13 protein-coding genes and 1 tRNA gene are annotated in these 14,175 nt (G+C 71.6%); 12 read left to right on the forward strand and 2 right to left on the reverse strand.

The genetic code is table 11. The annotated features are described in order from the left end of the window. Nucleotides 1-46: 46 nt before the first annotated feature. From B0I31_RS17870 to B0I31_RS17905, 7 genes are all read left to right on the forward strand, one after another. Complete coding sequence (locus B0I31_RS17870) at nt 47-634, forward strand: hypothetical protein (protein WP_245950007.1); 588 nt, start codon at nt 47-49, stop codon at nt 632-634. Between the two features lie 42 nt (nt 635-676). Beyond that, nucleotides 677-1,282 (forward strand): hypothetical protein, encoded by a 606-nt coding sequence (locus B0I31_RS17875; RefSeq protein ID WP_106616487.1) that lies wholly within the window; start codon nt 677-679, stop codon nt 1,280-1,282. Nucleotides 1,283-1,372: 90 nt separating this feature from the next. After that, nucleotides 1,373-2,284: a hypothetical protein gene (locus tag B0I31_RS41810; protein ID WP_245950009.1), complete on the forward strand. Its 912-nt coding sequence runs from the start codon at nt 1,373-1,375 to the stop codon at nt 2,282-2,284. A 127-nt stretch (nt 2,285-2,411) separates the two neighbouring features. Next, nucleotides 2,412-5,174: a type I DNA topoisomerase gene (topA, locus tag B0I31_RS17890; RefSeq protein WP_106616488.1), complete on the forward strand. Its 2,763-nt coding sequence runs from the start codon at nt 2,412-2,414 to the stop codon at nt 5,172-5,174. A gap of 13 nt (nt 5,175-5,187) precedes the next feature. Continuing rightward, nucleotides 5,188-5,643, forward strand: coding sequence for a hypothetical protein (locus B0I31_RS17895; protein WP_106616489.1), 456 nt, complete (start codon nt 5,188-5,190; stop codon nt 5,641-5,643). 84 nt (nt 5,644-5,727) lie between these two features. Further along, entirely contained in the window at nt 5,728-7,755 is a 2,028-nt protein-coding gene (locus B0I31_RS17900) for a bifunctional MFS transporter/dTMP kinase (protein ID WP_245950011.1), read from the forward strand. 20 nt (nt 7,756-7,775) lie between these two features. Beyond that, on the forward strand, nt 7,776-8,975 hold the full coding sequence (locus tag B0I31_RS17905) for a DNA polymerase III subunit delta' (RefSeq protein ID WP_106616491.1): 1,200 nt from the start codon (nt 7,776-7,778) through the stop codon (nt 8,973-8,975). Nucleotides 8,976-8,979: 4 nt separating this feature from the next. On the opposite strand, the gene B0I31_RS17910 is transcribed toward B0I31_RS17905, so the two are convergent. Next, nucleotides 8,980-10,584 carry a hypothetical protein gene (locus B0I31_RS17910; protein WP_245950013.1) on the reverse strand — a complete coding sequence of 535 codons (1,605 nt, stop codon included), beginning with the start codon at nt 10,582-10,584 and terminating at the stop codon, nt 8,980-8,982. A 95-nt stretch (nt 10,585-10,679) separates the two neighbouring features. On the opposite strand from B0I31_RS17910, the gene B0I31_RS17915 reads away from it, so the two are divergent. The 5 genes from B0I31_RS17915 to B0I31_RS17935 all read left to right on the forward strand — a co-directional run bounded on the left by B0I31_RS17915 (nt 10,680) and on the right by B0I31_RS17935 (nt 13,232). Further along, nucleotides 10,680-10,753: transfer RNA gene (locus tag B0I31_RS17915), tRNA-Thr, on the forward strand. Nucleotides 10,754-10,869: 116 nt separating this feature from the next. Beyond that, nucleotides 10,870-11,178, forward strand: a complete 309-nt coding sequence (locus B0I31_RS17920) for a TauD/TfdA family dioxygenase (RefSeq protein WP_181320215.1) — start codon at nt 10,870-10,872, stop codon at nt 11,176-11,178. Between the two features lie 17 nt (nt 11,179-11,195). Further along, entirely contained in the window at nt 11,196-11,849 is a 654-nt protein-coding gene (locus B0I31_RS17925) for a YdcF family protein (protein WP_181320216.1), read from the forward strand. Nucleotides 11,850-11,863: 14 nt separating this feature from the next. Continuing rightward, nucleotides 11,864-12,778 carry a hypothetical protein gene (locus tag B0I31_RS17930; protein WP_106616495.1) on the forward strand — a complete coding sequence of 305 codons (915 nt, stop codon included), beginning with the start codon at nt 11,864-11,866 and terminating at the stop codon, nt 12,776-12,778. A gap of 274 nt (nt 12,779-13,052) precedes the next feature. Next, nucleotides 13,053-13,232 carry a hypothetical protein gene (locus B0I31_RS17935; protein ID WP_146173879.1) on the forward strand — a complete coding sequence of 60 codons (180 nt, stop codon included), beginning with the start codon at nt 13,053-13,055 and terminating at the stop codon, nt 13,230-13,232. Here the strand turns inward: B0I31_RS17935 and B0I31_RS17940 are convergent. Next, the gene (locus tag B0I31_RS17940) at nt 13,219-14,169 is read right to left on the reverse strand and encodes a TIGR03617 family F420-dependent LLM class oxidoreductase (protein WP_106616497.1); all 951 of its coding nucleotides are present in this window, start codon (nt 14,167-14,169) and stop codon (nt 13,219-13,221) included. The two genes, B0I31_RS17935 and B0I31_RS17940, sit on opposite strands and share 14 nt — an antisense overlap. Between the last annotated feature and the right edge of the window lie 6 nt (nt 14,170-14,175).

Below are 14,175 nucleotides of genomic sequence, written 5' to 3' on the forward strand. Positions count from 1 at the left end.
GCGATGTCGCCCAGCACTGTCGCCCAGAACGATGGGGAGCGCCCTGATGAGACTGATTCCGCTGCTCGCCTCGGCCGCCGTGGTCGTGGCGGTCGCCGGGTGCGGGTCCGGGGACGACTCCACCGCGCCCACGTCGTCGACGTCCGCGGCGCCGTCCGACGAGGCCGCGGTGGCGTACATGGACAAGGTGTGCACGGCGACGGCGTCGTTCGCCGCGGTGCCGAGGACGCCGCCGCAGATCGACCCGAACGACCCCGCGAAGGGCAAGGCCGACATGGCCGCGTACATGGGCCAGATGGCGGAGGCGTTCAACCAGCCCGCCACCAAGCTGCGCGAGGTCGGGCCGTCGCCGGTCGCGGGTGGCGACCAGCAGGTGGAGCAGATGGCCGCGACGTTCGCCGGCATCGCGAAGAACTTCACCGACGCCAAGGCGGCCATCGAGGCGGCGGACGCCAACGACCCGGTCGGCGGGCTCCAGGCCGCGGGTGAGGCGATCACCCGGCTGGATGAGCTCGTCGCGCCGCTGAAGCAGTTGGAGTCGGTGCCGGAGCTGGCGGCGGCGGCCGAGAAGGCGCCTGCCTGCCAGGACCTGCGGACGCTGCAACCGTCGGAATCGCCGCAGCCGACCACGTAGTAGGTTGCCCTCTCACCTTTTCACCCGATCTGGGGGCATTTCGTGAAGCACCGTGTCGCGCTCGCCGGCGTGTTCGCCGCTGTCCTGGTCACCACCGCGTGCGGCGGTGGCGCGTCGTCCACGTCCTCGGGGACGTCCGCGGCCACCACGACCACGACCGCGGCGGCCACCGCCGACCCGGTCGAGTGGACCGGCACGTTCTGCGACGGCATCGGCCCCACCATCGAGGGCGTCGTGGACCTGCTCAAGGCCATGTTCGAGGGTGGCGCGCAGGACCCGGCCGCGCAGAAGACCGCGATGCTGGACTACACCTCGAAGTCGGGGAAGTCGCTCACCGAGGCCGGCGAGAAGCTGGCGGACCTGGGCGCGCCCACGGCGGAGAGCCAGGCCCTGCACGACGAGCTGGTCAAGTTCTTCACCGACTCCGGCAAGGAGATGGTGAAGGTCAACGGCGAGCTGGCCGCGCTGGACCCGGCCGACCCGGAGTTCTCCACCAAGCTCGGTGAGCTGGGCAGCGACGAGGCCGACCCGTCCAAGCTCCAGGAGCAGATCAAGAAGCTCCAGGAGGACCCGAAGCTCGGCGAGGCGTTCAAGCAGGCCCCGCAGTGCGTGGCGATGGCCGAGACTCTGAAGAGCCTCGGCAGCTGACACCGCTGGGACGCCCGAGGACGTTGGGGTACGTGGTTCAGCCCTTCGGAGACTGGCCGTGGTCGAACGTGTGTTCTACGCTGCGTCTTCGTGGGGCAATTGTCCTTCTACTCGGCCGAGGCGAGACAGCCTTGCGTCGGTGACCTGGCGGGCCTGCTGTGCGGGCCCGGCCGGGCGCTGGGCTTCGCCCGTGGACGCGCGGCCCGGGTGTCGGTGACCGTCGACACCCGGGACCGGGCCGCCGCGGTGGTGGCGGCGCTGGCCGAGCGCGGCGTGCAGGCGCGGATCGAGCTGGTCACGACGCCGGTCCGGGGCGAGGCCACCGAGGACGACGCCCCCGCGCCGGACGAGCCCGTGGCGGAGGAGCACCCCGGGGTCGAGGCGGTCGAGGACGAGGTCGTACCGGACGACGGGCTTGACGAGCCGCCGGACGAGGTGATCGACGATCCGGTCGACCTCGACGAACCGGTCGACGACGAGCCGGACGGCTTCGCGCCCGTGGTGATCGGCTCGGGCCGCAGCCGCCCCGCCGAGCACGAGCCGGAGCCGGAGCCGGAAGCGGAGACGGCGCCCGAAGCGAAGACGGCGGAGCTCGCCGGGCACTCGGAGGACGAGCCGGTCGTCATCGAGTCGTGGCAGGTCACGACGGCTTTCCGCACCGACCTGGCCGGGCTGGCGGCGCAGTGGCTCGACGGCGACCGCAAGGTCGTCCCGCCCGGGTTCACCCTCGACGGCGCGGCGCTGCGGCTGTGGGCGCTCGCGTCCGGCCGGTGGGTCGAGTCGGGCTCCGGGTACCTCCTCGGCCTCGATCCCGAGGCACCCGACACGCACGAAGCGTTGCGAAAAGCATTGGCCACGTCGGGCCTGCCCTCGACACTCTTGACCGGCAAGGCCGGGGGACCGGCGCTGCGCGTCGTCGGCAGACGGCGGCTCGAACGGCTCGCCGAGCTGGTCGGACGTGCGCCGCGGGGCGTCGCGGAACGCACCTGGCCGGCCGCGTAGCGCGTCGGGTTGGCGGAGGATCCGGCACAGTTGTGTCACCCTGTCCCGACCAGGGCTGCCCATGCGGCGACAAAGGACAGTGCACACTGGCGGGTCGGGACACAGTGTTCGAAGAGAGCGGGACGGCGTGGCTGGATCGACACGGGCGAGGAAGACAAACGGGGGATCAGCGAGCGGCAACCGGCGGTTGGTGATCGTCGAGTCGCCCACGAAGGCGCGGAAGATCGCGTCCTACCTCGGCAGCGACTTCGTCGTGGAGTCATCCAAGGGGCACATCAGGGACCTGCCCCGCGGCGCGGCCGACGTGCCCGCGAAGTACAAGGGCATGTCCTGGGCACGCCTCGGGGTCGACGTGGACCACGGCTTCGAGCCGCTCTACGTCGTCACGCCGGACAAGAAGGCGACCGTCGCGGAGCTGAAAGAGCTGCTCAAGGACGTCGACGAGCTCTACCTCGCGACAGACGGCGACCGCGAGGGCGAGGCCATCGCCTGGCACCTGCTGGACACGCTCAAGCCCAAGGTCCCGGTCCGCCGGATGGTGTTCCACGAGATCACCGAGCCCGCGATCCTCGCCGCCGCCGCGAACCCGCGCGACCTGGACCAGGACCTGGTCGACGCCCAGGAGACCCGCCGCATCCTCGACCGCCTCTACGGCTACGAGGTCAGCCCGGTGCTGTGGAAGAAGGTCATGCCGAAGCTCTCGGCGGGCCGCGTGCAGTCCGTGGCGACCCGGATCGTGGTCGAGCGCGAGCGGGAGCGGATGAAGTTCGTCACCGCCTCGTACTGGGACGTCTCGGCGACCATGGACGCGGGCGAGGACGCCTCGCCGCGCACGTTCGGCGCCCGCCTGGTCGCCGTCGACGGCACCCGCCTCGCCGCGGGCCGCGACTTCGGGCCGGACGGCAGGCTCAAGGCCGGCGCGGACGTCCGCGTGCTGGACGAGGCGCAGGCGACGGCGATTGCCGAAGGCCTGGTCAACGCCACCATGACGGTGTCCTCGGTCGAGGAGAAGCCGTACTCGCGCAAGCCGTACGCGCCGTTCATGACCTCCACGCTCCAGCAGGAAGCGGGCCGCAAGCTGCGGTTCTCCGCGGACCGCGCCATGCGGACCGCGCAGAAGCTGTACGAGAACGGCTACATCACCTACATGCGCACCGACAGCACCACGCTGTCGGAGACCGCGATCGCGGCGGCCCGGGCACAGGCCACCGAGCTGTACGGCTCGCAGTTCGTGTCCAAGGAGCCCCGCCAGTACACCCGCAAGGTCAAGAACGCGCAGGAGGCGCACGAGGCCATCCGCCCCGCCGGCGAGGTGTTCCGCACCCCCGGCCAGGTGGCCCGTGAGCTGGAGTCCGACGAGTTCAAGCTGTACGAGCTGATCTGGCAGCGCACGATCGCCTCCCAGATGGCCGACGCCCGCGGCAACACCACGTCAGTCCGGATCTCCGGTAGGACGGCGGGCGGCGAGGACGTGACGTTCGCCGCGTCCGGCCGCACGATCACCTTCGCGGGCTTCCTCAAGGCCTACGTGGAGACCGTCGACTCGGAGGCGGGCGGCGAGTCCGACGACGTCGAGTCGCGCCTGCCGCAGCTGGTCAAGGACCAGTCGGTGCTCGCGGCCGAGCTGTCCCCGGACGGCCACTCGACCTCGCCGCCGCCGCGCTTCACCGAGCCGAGCCTGATCAAGACGATGGAGGAGCTGGGCATCGGCCGCCCGTCCACCTACGCCTCGATCATCAGCACCATCCAGGACCGCGGCTACGTGTGGAAGAAGGGCTCCGCCCTGGTCCCGTCGTGGGTGGCGTTCGCCGTGGTCGGGCTGCTGGAGCAGCACTTCGGCCGGTTGGTCGACTACGACTTCACCGCCGCGCTGGAGGACGAGCTGGACGGCATCGCCGCCGGCCGCCAGGAGCGCACCACGTGGCTGTCCGGGTTCTACTTCGGCGGCAACGTGGGCCCGGAGTCGTCGGTCGGCCGGTCCGGCGGGCTGAAGAAGCTGGTCGGCTCCAGCGTCGAGGAGATCGACGCCCGCGAGGTCAACTCGATCCCGCTGTTCCCCGACCTGGACGGCCGCACGGTGTACGTGCGGGTCGGCCGCTACGGGCCGTACCTGGAGCGCGAGGTCGAGGGCCCGGACGGCACGGTGGCCGCGCAGCGGGCGAACCTGCCCGACGACCTGCCGCCGGACGAGCTGAACCGCGAGATCGCGGAGAAGCTGTTCGCCACGCCGCAGGAGGGGCGTTCGCTGGGCAACGACCCGGTCACCGGGCACGAGATCGTGGCCAAGGAGGGCCGGTTCGGCCCGTACGTGACCGAGGTGCTGCCCGAGGCGCCGGAGGGCACGAAGAAGGCGCCGAAGCCGCGCACCGGCTCGCTGTTCAAGTCGATGTCGCTGGACGCGGTCACGCTGGACGACGCGCTCAAGCTGCTCTCGCTGCCGCGCGTGGTCGGCAAGGACCCGGAGACCGGCGCGGAGATCACCGCGCAGAACGGCCGGTACGGGCCCTACCTGAAGAAGGGCACCGACTCGCGGTCGCTGACCAGCGAGGACCAGCTGTTCACGGTCACCCTCGACGAGGCGTTGAAGATCTACGCCGAGCCGAAGAAGCGCGGTCGGGCCGCCGCCGCGCCGCCGTTGAAGGAGCTGGGCGCGGACCCGGTGTCCGGCAAGCCGATGGTGGTCAAAGAGGGCCGGTTCGGCCCGTACGTGACCGATGGCGAGGTCAACGCGTCGCTGCGCAAGTCGGACAGCGTCGAAGGCCTGTCCGACGAGCGGGCGGCCGAGCTGCTGGCCGAGAAGCGGGCCAAGGGGCCGACGACGAAGAAGAAGGCACCGGCGGCCAAGAAGGCGCCCGCGCGCAAGAAGGCTCCGGCGAAGTCGAAGAGCTAGGGGAGGCGGGGCGGTGGACGACTTAGGCGCGGGTCGGTTCGGCCACGACGGCACGCAGCCGCCACCGCCCCCTCCGCTGTACCCGGACCCGCTCGCGGGCCTGGTCACCGGCGAGCACCACTACCGGCCACCGGGGACACCGGCGCCGGCCGTGGTGCCGCCGCCCGTGCTCCCGCCGCCCGACGTCCAGGCGGCGCCGACCCGTCGTGCGCCCGCTCGTGCGCCTGCTCGTGAGCAGGCACGGCCGCCGGTGCGGCAGGTGTCGGGTGAACCCGCCGCGCACCTGCCCCACGCCGGATTGGCACGTCAGCAGGCCGCCACGGCCGTGCCGCAGCCGTCCGCGCCGCCGGTGCCGAAGAAGGGCAAGGGTGGGCTGATCGGGTGCCTCGTCGTGCTCGCCGCGCTCAGCGGGCTGCTGTTCAACGTGGTGCGTGAGATCATCGAAGCCGTGGTCGACCTCCTGCGATGATCTCGCTTCGGTCACCCGAACGGCGGATGTGGTCTGGCGGGTGAATCGGTCCGGCTACCCTTACTGCCTGCACCATCGGCGGGGGTGAGCACCATCCAAGACGGCGGCACAGCGGCCTCGACCAGCCACCGGATTCGCAGTGTGTTGGCGATCCGGCCGTTCCGCAGGCTCTGGGGTGTCACCTATCTGTGCAGCGTTGGTGACTGGTTGTCATTGCTGGCCTTGACGGGCCTGGTCACCAAGATGATGGACAGCTACCAGTGGCAGAGCTTCTCGCTCAGCCTCGTGGTGCTGACCCAGCTGCTGCCCGGCATCCTGTTCGCGCCGCTCGGCGGCGTGCTCGCGGACCGGTTCGACCGGCGCAAGATCATGGTGGTCTGCGACCTGCTGCGCGGCGGCCTGTTCATCTCGATCGCGCTGGTCGGCACGGCGTGGTGGCTGTTCATCGCGAACTTCCTGGTCGGCTGCTGCGCGATGCTGTGGATCCCGGCCAAGGACTCGGCGGTGCCGAACCTGCTGCGCCGGCCCGACCAGGTGGAGACGGCCAACCAGCTCGGCCTGGTGATGACCTACGGCATCTCGGTCATCTCCGGCGCGGGCCTGTACTCGATCATCTCGGGCATCCCCGGCTACCTCGGCCTGCAGAACAGCAACCTCGAATTCCGCATCGCGACCATCGCGGTCATGGTCAACGGCGCGCTGTACGTGACGTCGGCCATCATCGTGGCGACCCGGATCCCGGAGCTGTCCGGCCGGATCGCCGCGGTCAAGCGCACCCGGGAGAACGGCGAGGCGCCCGGCTTCTTCGCCATGCTCCGCGACGGCATGAAGTACGCGGCCCGCACGCCGCTGGTCCGCGGCCTGGTCATCGGCATGATCGGCGCGTTCGCCGCGGCCGGCGCGGTGATCGGCACGGCCACCCCGTACTCGCTGTCGCTGCTGGGCGGCGACTCCACGTTCGGCCTGCTGTTCGTGGCCGTGTTCGCGGGCCTGGCGCTGGGCATGGCGACCGCGCCCCGGATGGCTCGCAGGCTGCCCTACGACCGGCTGTTCGGGCTGACGATCCTGGTCGCGGGCCTGAGCCTGCTGTTCGTGGCGTTCGCGCCGCACCTGTGGGTGGCGTTGATCTCGGTGGCGTGCGTCGGCGCCTCGGCGGGCATGGCGTTCCTCACCGGGCTGACCATCGTCGGCTCGCAGGTCGAGGACGCGATGCGCGGCCGGACCGTGGCGCTGCTCCAGTCGCTGCTCAAGGTGGTGCTGTTCGCCGCGTCGGCCACCGCGCCGCTGCTGGTCACGCTGGTGCAGAAGCGCACGGTCACGATCTTCGGCCACCCGATGCTGGTGGACGGCACCCGTCCGGTCCTGTTCGGCGCGGGCGTGATCGCCGCGCTGCTCGGGCTGATCGCCTACCGGCAGATGGACAACCGGCGGACCGAGCCGATCCTGTCCGACCTGTTCGCGGCGCTGCGCGGGCGGGCACGGCGGACCGGCGGCCTGCTGATCGCGGTCGAGGGCGACACCCGGCACGACACGTCCGTGCAGGCCAGGAGGCTGGCCGAAGCGTTGCGCGAAACCGGCCGCGAGGTCGTGCTGGCCTCCGACCCCGACCTGGACGAGCAGCGGCTGCGCAACCTGCTGTCGACCGCCGACCTGGCCGGGGTGCGGGCGCACGCGCTGGTGGCCGCCGCCGTGCGCGCGGACGTGGTGGAACGCGAGGTGCGGCCGGCGTTGGACAACGGCGCGCTGGTCGTCATGGAGCGGTACGTGGACAGCCCGTTGGCGCACTTCAGCGCGGCGGGCAGCGTCGAGCCGCGCGAGGTGGAGGGCCTGGTCGACTGGGCCACCGGGCGGCTGCGGCCGGACGTGACCGTGCTGCTGGACCGGATGCCCTCGCAGGTGCGGGCCTCCGGCGGCACGCTGGACACCGTCGAGCACCACTGGCGGGTGCAGAAGCTGCTGACCGACATGGCCTCGGCCGACCCCGAGCGGTACGTCGTGGTCGACGCGGACGGCACCGAGGACGAGGTGGCCGACCGGGTGCGGACCGCGGTGCTGCCGCTGCTGGCCAAGCGGACCCGGATGCCGGCCAAGCCGGTGGCGGAGACCCCCTGACGGATCGGTACGGTCGCCTGGTGAACCGTGGTGTGTGGGGCGACGTCGTCGGCCAGCCCGAGGCGGTCGCGGTGCTGTCGTCAGCGGCGGAGGCTGCCGCGTCGATCGTGGCGGGAGGGTCGCCCGCGCCGGGCGTGATGACCCACGCGTGGCTGTTCACCGGGCCGCCCGGTTCCGGGCGCATGGTCGCGGCACGGGCGTTCGCCGCCGCGTTGCAGTGCACCTCGACCGACGACCGCCCGGGCTGCGGTGAGTGCCACGGGTGTCACACGGCGTTGGCGGGCACGCACGCCGACGTGCGCGTGGTCTCGACGGAAGGGTTGTCGATCTCCGTCGACGAGATGCGGGCGCTGGTGCAGGTGTCCGCCCGCCGGCCGACGTCCCGGCGGTGGCAGGTGGTGATCATCACCGACGCCGACCGGCTCACCGAGCGCGCGGCGAACGCGCTGCTCAAGGCGGTGGAGGAACCGTCGGAGCGGACCGTGTTCCTGCTGTGCGCGCCATCGGACCACCCCGACGACGTGTCGGTGACCATCCGATCGCGGTGCCGGGTCGTGTCGCTGGCCACGCCGCGCACGGCGGCGATCGCGTCGGCGCTGCAGGACGAGGGCGTGGCGCCGGAGGTGGCGTCGTGGGCGGCGTCGGTGTGCGGCGGGCACGTGGGCCGGGCGCGGCGGCTGGCCACCGACGAGCAGTCGCGGGCCCGGCGCGAGGCCGTGCTGCGGATCCCGACCGCGTTGCGCAGGCCGGCGGACATCTTCACCTGCGCCGACCAGCTCGTGTCGGCCGCCGAGGGTGACGCGCAGTCCGCGAACGAGGGCCGTGACCAGGCCGAGCGCGAGGCGTTGGAGACCGCCATGGGCGCCGGCGGCACGGGCAAGGGCACGGCCGCCGCGTCACGGGGCGCCAAGGGCGCGTTGAAGGACCTGGAGAAGCGGCAGAAGTCGCGGGCCACCCGGACCCAGCGCGACTCGCTGGACCAGGCGCTGGTCGACCTGGCCGCGTTCTACCGGGACGTGCTGGTCACCGCGACCGGCGCGCCCGCCGTGCTCAACCACCCGGACCGGGCCGAGGACGTGCGGACGGCGGCCTCGTCGTGGACGCCGGAGTCGACGTTGCGCCGGCTGGAGGCCGTGCTGAACTGCCGGACCGCGCTGGAGCTGAACGTGAAGCCGCGCATCGCCATCGAGGCCATGCTGACCACGCTCCAGCGCGGCTGAGCGGTCACGGCGTCTTCGGCGTCGCCTTCGTCGTCGGACGGCGGTGCGCGGGCAGGGCGGCGACCACGACGACGCCGATCAGCAGCAGCACCGTGCCGGTCCAGAAGATCGGGACCGTCTTGTAGGCCGCGTTCGTGTAGGCCAACGGCTGTCCCTGCTTCGGCGGTGCCGCCTGGCCGCCACCACCCGGCGGTGCCTGCGTCGGGGCGCACACCACGCCGCCGCTCGGGGCCGCCGCGCGCACGATCTGCTCACCCAGGGACACCTGTGCCAGCGCCGACGGCAGGTTCGGCAGACCGAGGGCATCGGTCGGCAGCAGCTGGAGGTCGAGCAGGCGCGCGGTGGCCCCGAGCATGAACCCCTTGATGGTCGGTCCGCCCTGCTGGAGGGGGCCGTCGATGACCATGTCCTTCTGGTTGAGCTGCGCGATCTGCAGCCGCAGGACACCGATGTCGAGCGTGGGCAGGCCCTCGGCCAACGCGCCGACCAGCGGCAGCTTCTGACCGGCCGTGACGCCGATCGGGACGTCCAGCTTCGGGTTGGCCGCGTCGAGCGTCCCCAGCTCCTTGCCGCCCTGGCTGACCCGCAGCACGGGGGCGGTGTAGGTGATCTTCGAGGTGGCCTGGTCGCCGGTCGACAGTGCGGTGAGCGTCGGCCGGCTCACCACGTCGACGCGGATCTCGGCGGACGTGCCGGCGAGGAGGCGGACGCTCGCCGCCTGGAGCGTGGAGGTCGACTTGACGGCCTTGTTGGCGCTGCCGGGCAGGTCGACCAGCTCGACGGTGGAGTGGGCGCCGAGCGTCTCGGGGAGGCTGAGCAGCGAGCCGTTCGCGCCGGTGTCGGGCGTGCCGGAGAGCAGGCCGCCGAGTTGGCTGAGCGGTGCGGTGAGCTGCTTGACGTTGTCGATCAGGAGCTGTTGGCCGGCGCCGTCGAGCTTGGACCCGGTGAGCAGGCCGGTGAGGTCCGGGGTGCCGGGCAGGGTCGGGATCGCGTTGAGGACGCTGAGGGAGGCCACGGAGGTCTTGGCGTCGGCGAGCGGTTGGACGCACGGGCCGAGGTCGTCGTCCCAGCGGGCGTGCACGCTGCCGTTGAGCAGACCGACCTTGAGCAGCGCGTCCAGCGGGGTGGCGGGCGGCGTGAGGCCACCCGTGACGGGGTCGGCGTTGTCCGGTGAGGCGGTCTGCACCAGCGTGCCCGGCGTCTGCGGCGCCCGGCCACCCACCGCGAAGCCCAGCGGCGAGGCCTGCGCGACCGACCGTTCGTAGGCCAGGAACGCCTCGGTGTTGGCCTGGGCGGAGGCCAGCCCGACCCCGATCTCGGCCGCCGACTGCTTGGGCAGCTGCTCGCCGAAGCCGGGCAGGATCGTGCTGGTCGGGGCGGAGTCGGGCGCGAGCCTGACCACGGCGAGACCGGTGCCGGCGTCGCCGATCGCGTGCGCCTTGAGGGGCGGCCCGGCGGACACCGGCGGCTGGTTCGGGTCACGCGGCCCGGGCACCGGCGTCGTCGTCGGCTGGGCGAGTGCGGGAGCGGCGCAGAGCGCGACCAGCACGGCGGCGGCGGGCACGGCCATCAGGCGCATGTGGGCGAACCTCCCGGACAGCGGCGTCATGGCGGCGACGCCGCGTGAGCACCGTCACTGTCGCGTCTAACGACCCACCCCCGGTTCGGTGACGCCGGGGGGTTCGGCTATAGTTGTCGCATCTCGCCGCCTTAGCTCAGTCGGCCAGAGCGGCTCACTCGTAATGAGCAGGTCATCGGTTCGATTCCGATAGGCGGCTCGCGGGATACAGCGCTGGGGCTCTCCCTCCGGGGAGGGCCCCAGCGCCGTCTTGGTGGCCGACCACGCGCTGAGCGCCGCCCCCGCCCGGGCGCTGCGCCTCCGGGCTCGAGCCGGGTGCCGAGCGGCCGGACCCTGAGCCGGGCGCGGCTCCGGAGCCTGCGCCACGCAGACTCGATCGACGACGGTGCCCGGCAGGCGGTCCGGGAATTCTCGGATGCGCTGCACGACCACCTGACGACCATTCCGCTGCGATCCGGTGAAGTGGTCCTCGTCGATCAGCACCGATACCTGCACGGCAAGACCCCGCTGGGAGCCGGGCAGACCGAAATAGCCGAGGATCGACGGCGGCTGCTGCTCCAGATGTTCGGCAGGGCACCGGCCGATGACAATTCCCGCGACGAACGAACGGAAGCGCACGCGTGAGCGAGAGTGGACTGCAAGTGTCGGACCTCGAGGACCAGGACCGCAGGGACATCGAAGTCCTGTGGGAGTACCACGTGCTGGATTCGGGGCCGGTCGACGGTGATTTCCTGCTCGCGCTCGGCAGTCACGACCTGAGGGTCGCGGACCACGCCGGCGAGCTCTACGCCTCGGGTGCCGCGCCGTTGGTCGTCGTCACCGGTGGCGCCGGGAAGGTGACCAGCAAGGAGTGGTCGACGTCCGAGGCCGCCCGGTACGCGGAACGCCTCGTGGAGATGGGTGTGCCGCGGGAGAGCCTCATCCTGGAGGACGCCTCGACCAACTCGAGCGAGAACTTCTCGTTCACCCGCAAGTTGTTGCTCGACCGCGGGATCGAGGTGCGGACGGGCATCATCGTGAGCAAGCCCTACATGGCCCGCCGCGCGCGGGCCACCGCGGGCAGGCAATGGCCCGAGGTGCGGTGGTTCACCCGACCGCAGGTCATGCCGGTGTGGGACCACCCCACCCCCGACGTGCCGCTGGACCGGATGATCAACCTGATGGTCGGCGACCTGCAACGACTCAGGGTCTACGCGGAGGCGGGCTTCCAGGAGCCGGTCGACGTGCCGGACGACGTGTGGGCGGCGTACGAGCGCCTCGCCGCACGGGGCTTCGACCGATTCGTCATCAAGTAGGGGCGCTGGGTCGGATGGACGACTTGGGGGCGGTTCCGCTTCTGGTGAGCCGGGACATCCAGGAACGCATAGCCTCCAGTGCGCGGGCGGCGGACCTGTTCTTCGGCGCGGAACAGACCCGGGTCCGGGACTACTACTCCAGGACCGGAGACCCGCGACTCGCGCTGGTGATGGGTGAAAGCGCGGCCGCGCTCGCGCGGAGGTTGGACGTGGTCGGCTCGACGAGCCTTTCCGCGCTCCACCTCTTCCTGTGTGAGATGTGCCTGGCGGCGGGTGCGTCCGCCGACAACCTGGCGCGAGCGGGTGCGCACCTCGACCGCGCTCGTGAACAAGCGGAACGCGCGACGGGCGGCACGCTCGTGCCCAGAATACTGCTCAACTGGTATTGGCTGACGTCGATCGTCGCCAAGGCATCCGGTGATGACGCGGCCTACGCCGTCCTGCTCACCGAAGGTCTGGCGGACAAGTGGATCGCGAGGCACGCGGAACCGGCCGACTACATCCCGGTCGTGAGGCAGCAGGTGATGGCCCGGCAGGAGCTGCGAGGGCACCTGGCGCTGCTGGCGCAGGCGGTGCACTACAAAGACCAGCGACCTCTGGACTACTACCGCAGCGTCAAGCGGGTCATGGAGTTCCTGACCAACCAGGGACACCACGCCGCGGCACGGAACCTGCATTACGAGTTCGTGCGGTCGTTCGCCGCCATCGGGCCTCGCAGAACGTTGATCGCCAAAATTTCGTTCACCAAGAACCTCGCACACTTGGCGGCCCTGGAAGGCAACGTCGCGGTGGCGAAAAAGCTCGTGGGAGCCACGTTGCAGTCCGCGACCCAAGCCGGCCTGGTCGGTCAGGTCAGGCAATTGACGCTGCTGCGGGAAGCGATCACGCAAAGCGACGTCAGAGGGGCGCTGGTGACGTTCCGCCTGTAGCCGCACCACGTCGAAAGGAGCCGGATGTCCGGAAACGGTTGGTCGTGAACCGGATCATCACGGCGGCGATGGTGGTGGCCGGCGGGGTCCGTGGACGCCGGGACCCGCTCGGCGAGGTGTGACTGGTCGGTCAGGGCCGTGGTCGACGAGCGGTCCGGCTGATTCGGATCACCTTGCCGACTACGGACCGAGTCGGCGATGCTGCTCCATCGGGGTGACCTTTTCACCATTGGCGTCAGGTGTGGGCGACGGTGTCGTTGCCACCGTGGAGGTGATGGCGATGGTCACGATGGTCGTGCTGACGGTGCTGGCCCTGCCGCTGGCCGTGCTGGCGGCACGCGTCGGGCGTCGGCGCTGGGTGCGGCGGCGGGCCGTGGCGCGGGTGCGGGCCGAGTTGTTCCGGCACTGGATGCTGCGCGACGAGCCGAGCGGCCGGTACCTCATCCGGTCCTGACGACCGGTGCGGCGATCCTGGTGATCACGTCGCCGTAGCGGCGGGTCAGCTCGGCCCTCGCGGCGACGGGCGTGCCCACGACGGTGAAGGCGGTCAGGACCTCGTCGGTGACGGCGGCGGCCATGTCGTCCCAGCGCTGCCGCCGCGACAGCCGGTGCAGCTCCTCGTGCAGCTCGCCCCAGCCGTGCAGGTCCAGGACCTTGCGGTAGGCGGGCGTGGAGCCGTAGAACGCGATGCGCCGCCTGGCCTCGGCCACGCCCCGCTCGTCGCACGCCACCAGCGACGGCCCGCTGATCTCCAACCCCTCCAGCGTCTTCCCCGCCTTCGCCCGACCACGCGCCAGCGCGGGCAGCGTCACCTCGCGCAGGTACCGCTCGGTGGTGAAGGCGTGGCACAGGAACCCGTCCGCCACCTCGCCCGCGACCTCGGTCATCAGCTCGCCGACGCCCGCCAGCCACACCTTCGGCGGACCGTGCGGGTTGGGGCCCGGGTCGAAGTACGGCGTCATCAACGTGTGCGTGTAGAACTCGCCGCGGAACCGCAGCCGCTCGCCGGTGGCCCACGTGTGCCAGATGGCGCGCAACGCCAGCACGAACTCGCGCATCCGCGCCGCGGGCCGTGACCACGGCATGCCGAACCGCTTGGTGACGTGCGGTTCCACCTGCGAGCCGAGGCCGAGGTGGAACCGCCCGCCGGTCAGCAGCTGCAGGTCGTTGGCCTGCACCGCGGTGCTCATCGGGTTGCGCGCGAACGCCACCGCGATCGACGTGCCCAGCTCCAGCCGGTCCACCTGCCCGGCCACGTGGCCCAGTGCGACGAACGGGTCGTGCCGGGTCTCGGCCAGCCAGAAGCCGTCGCAACCCTGCTCCCGCGCCGACCGTGCCGCGTTCAGCACGGTCCGCGGGTCGTACTCGTCCTCCAACCGGTCCACCTTCACGGCGGG

The sequence above is a fragment of the Saccharothrix carnea genome, from assembly GCF_003014735.1.
Lineage (GTDB): Bacteria > Actinomycetota > Actinomycetes > Mycobacteriales > Pseudonocardiaceae > Actinosynnema > Actinosynnema carneum.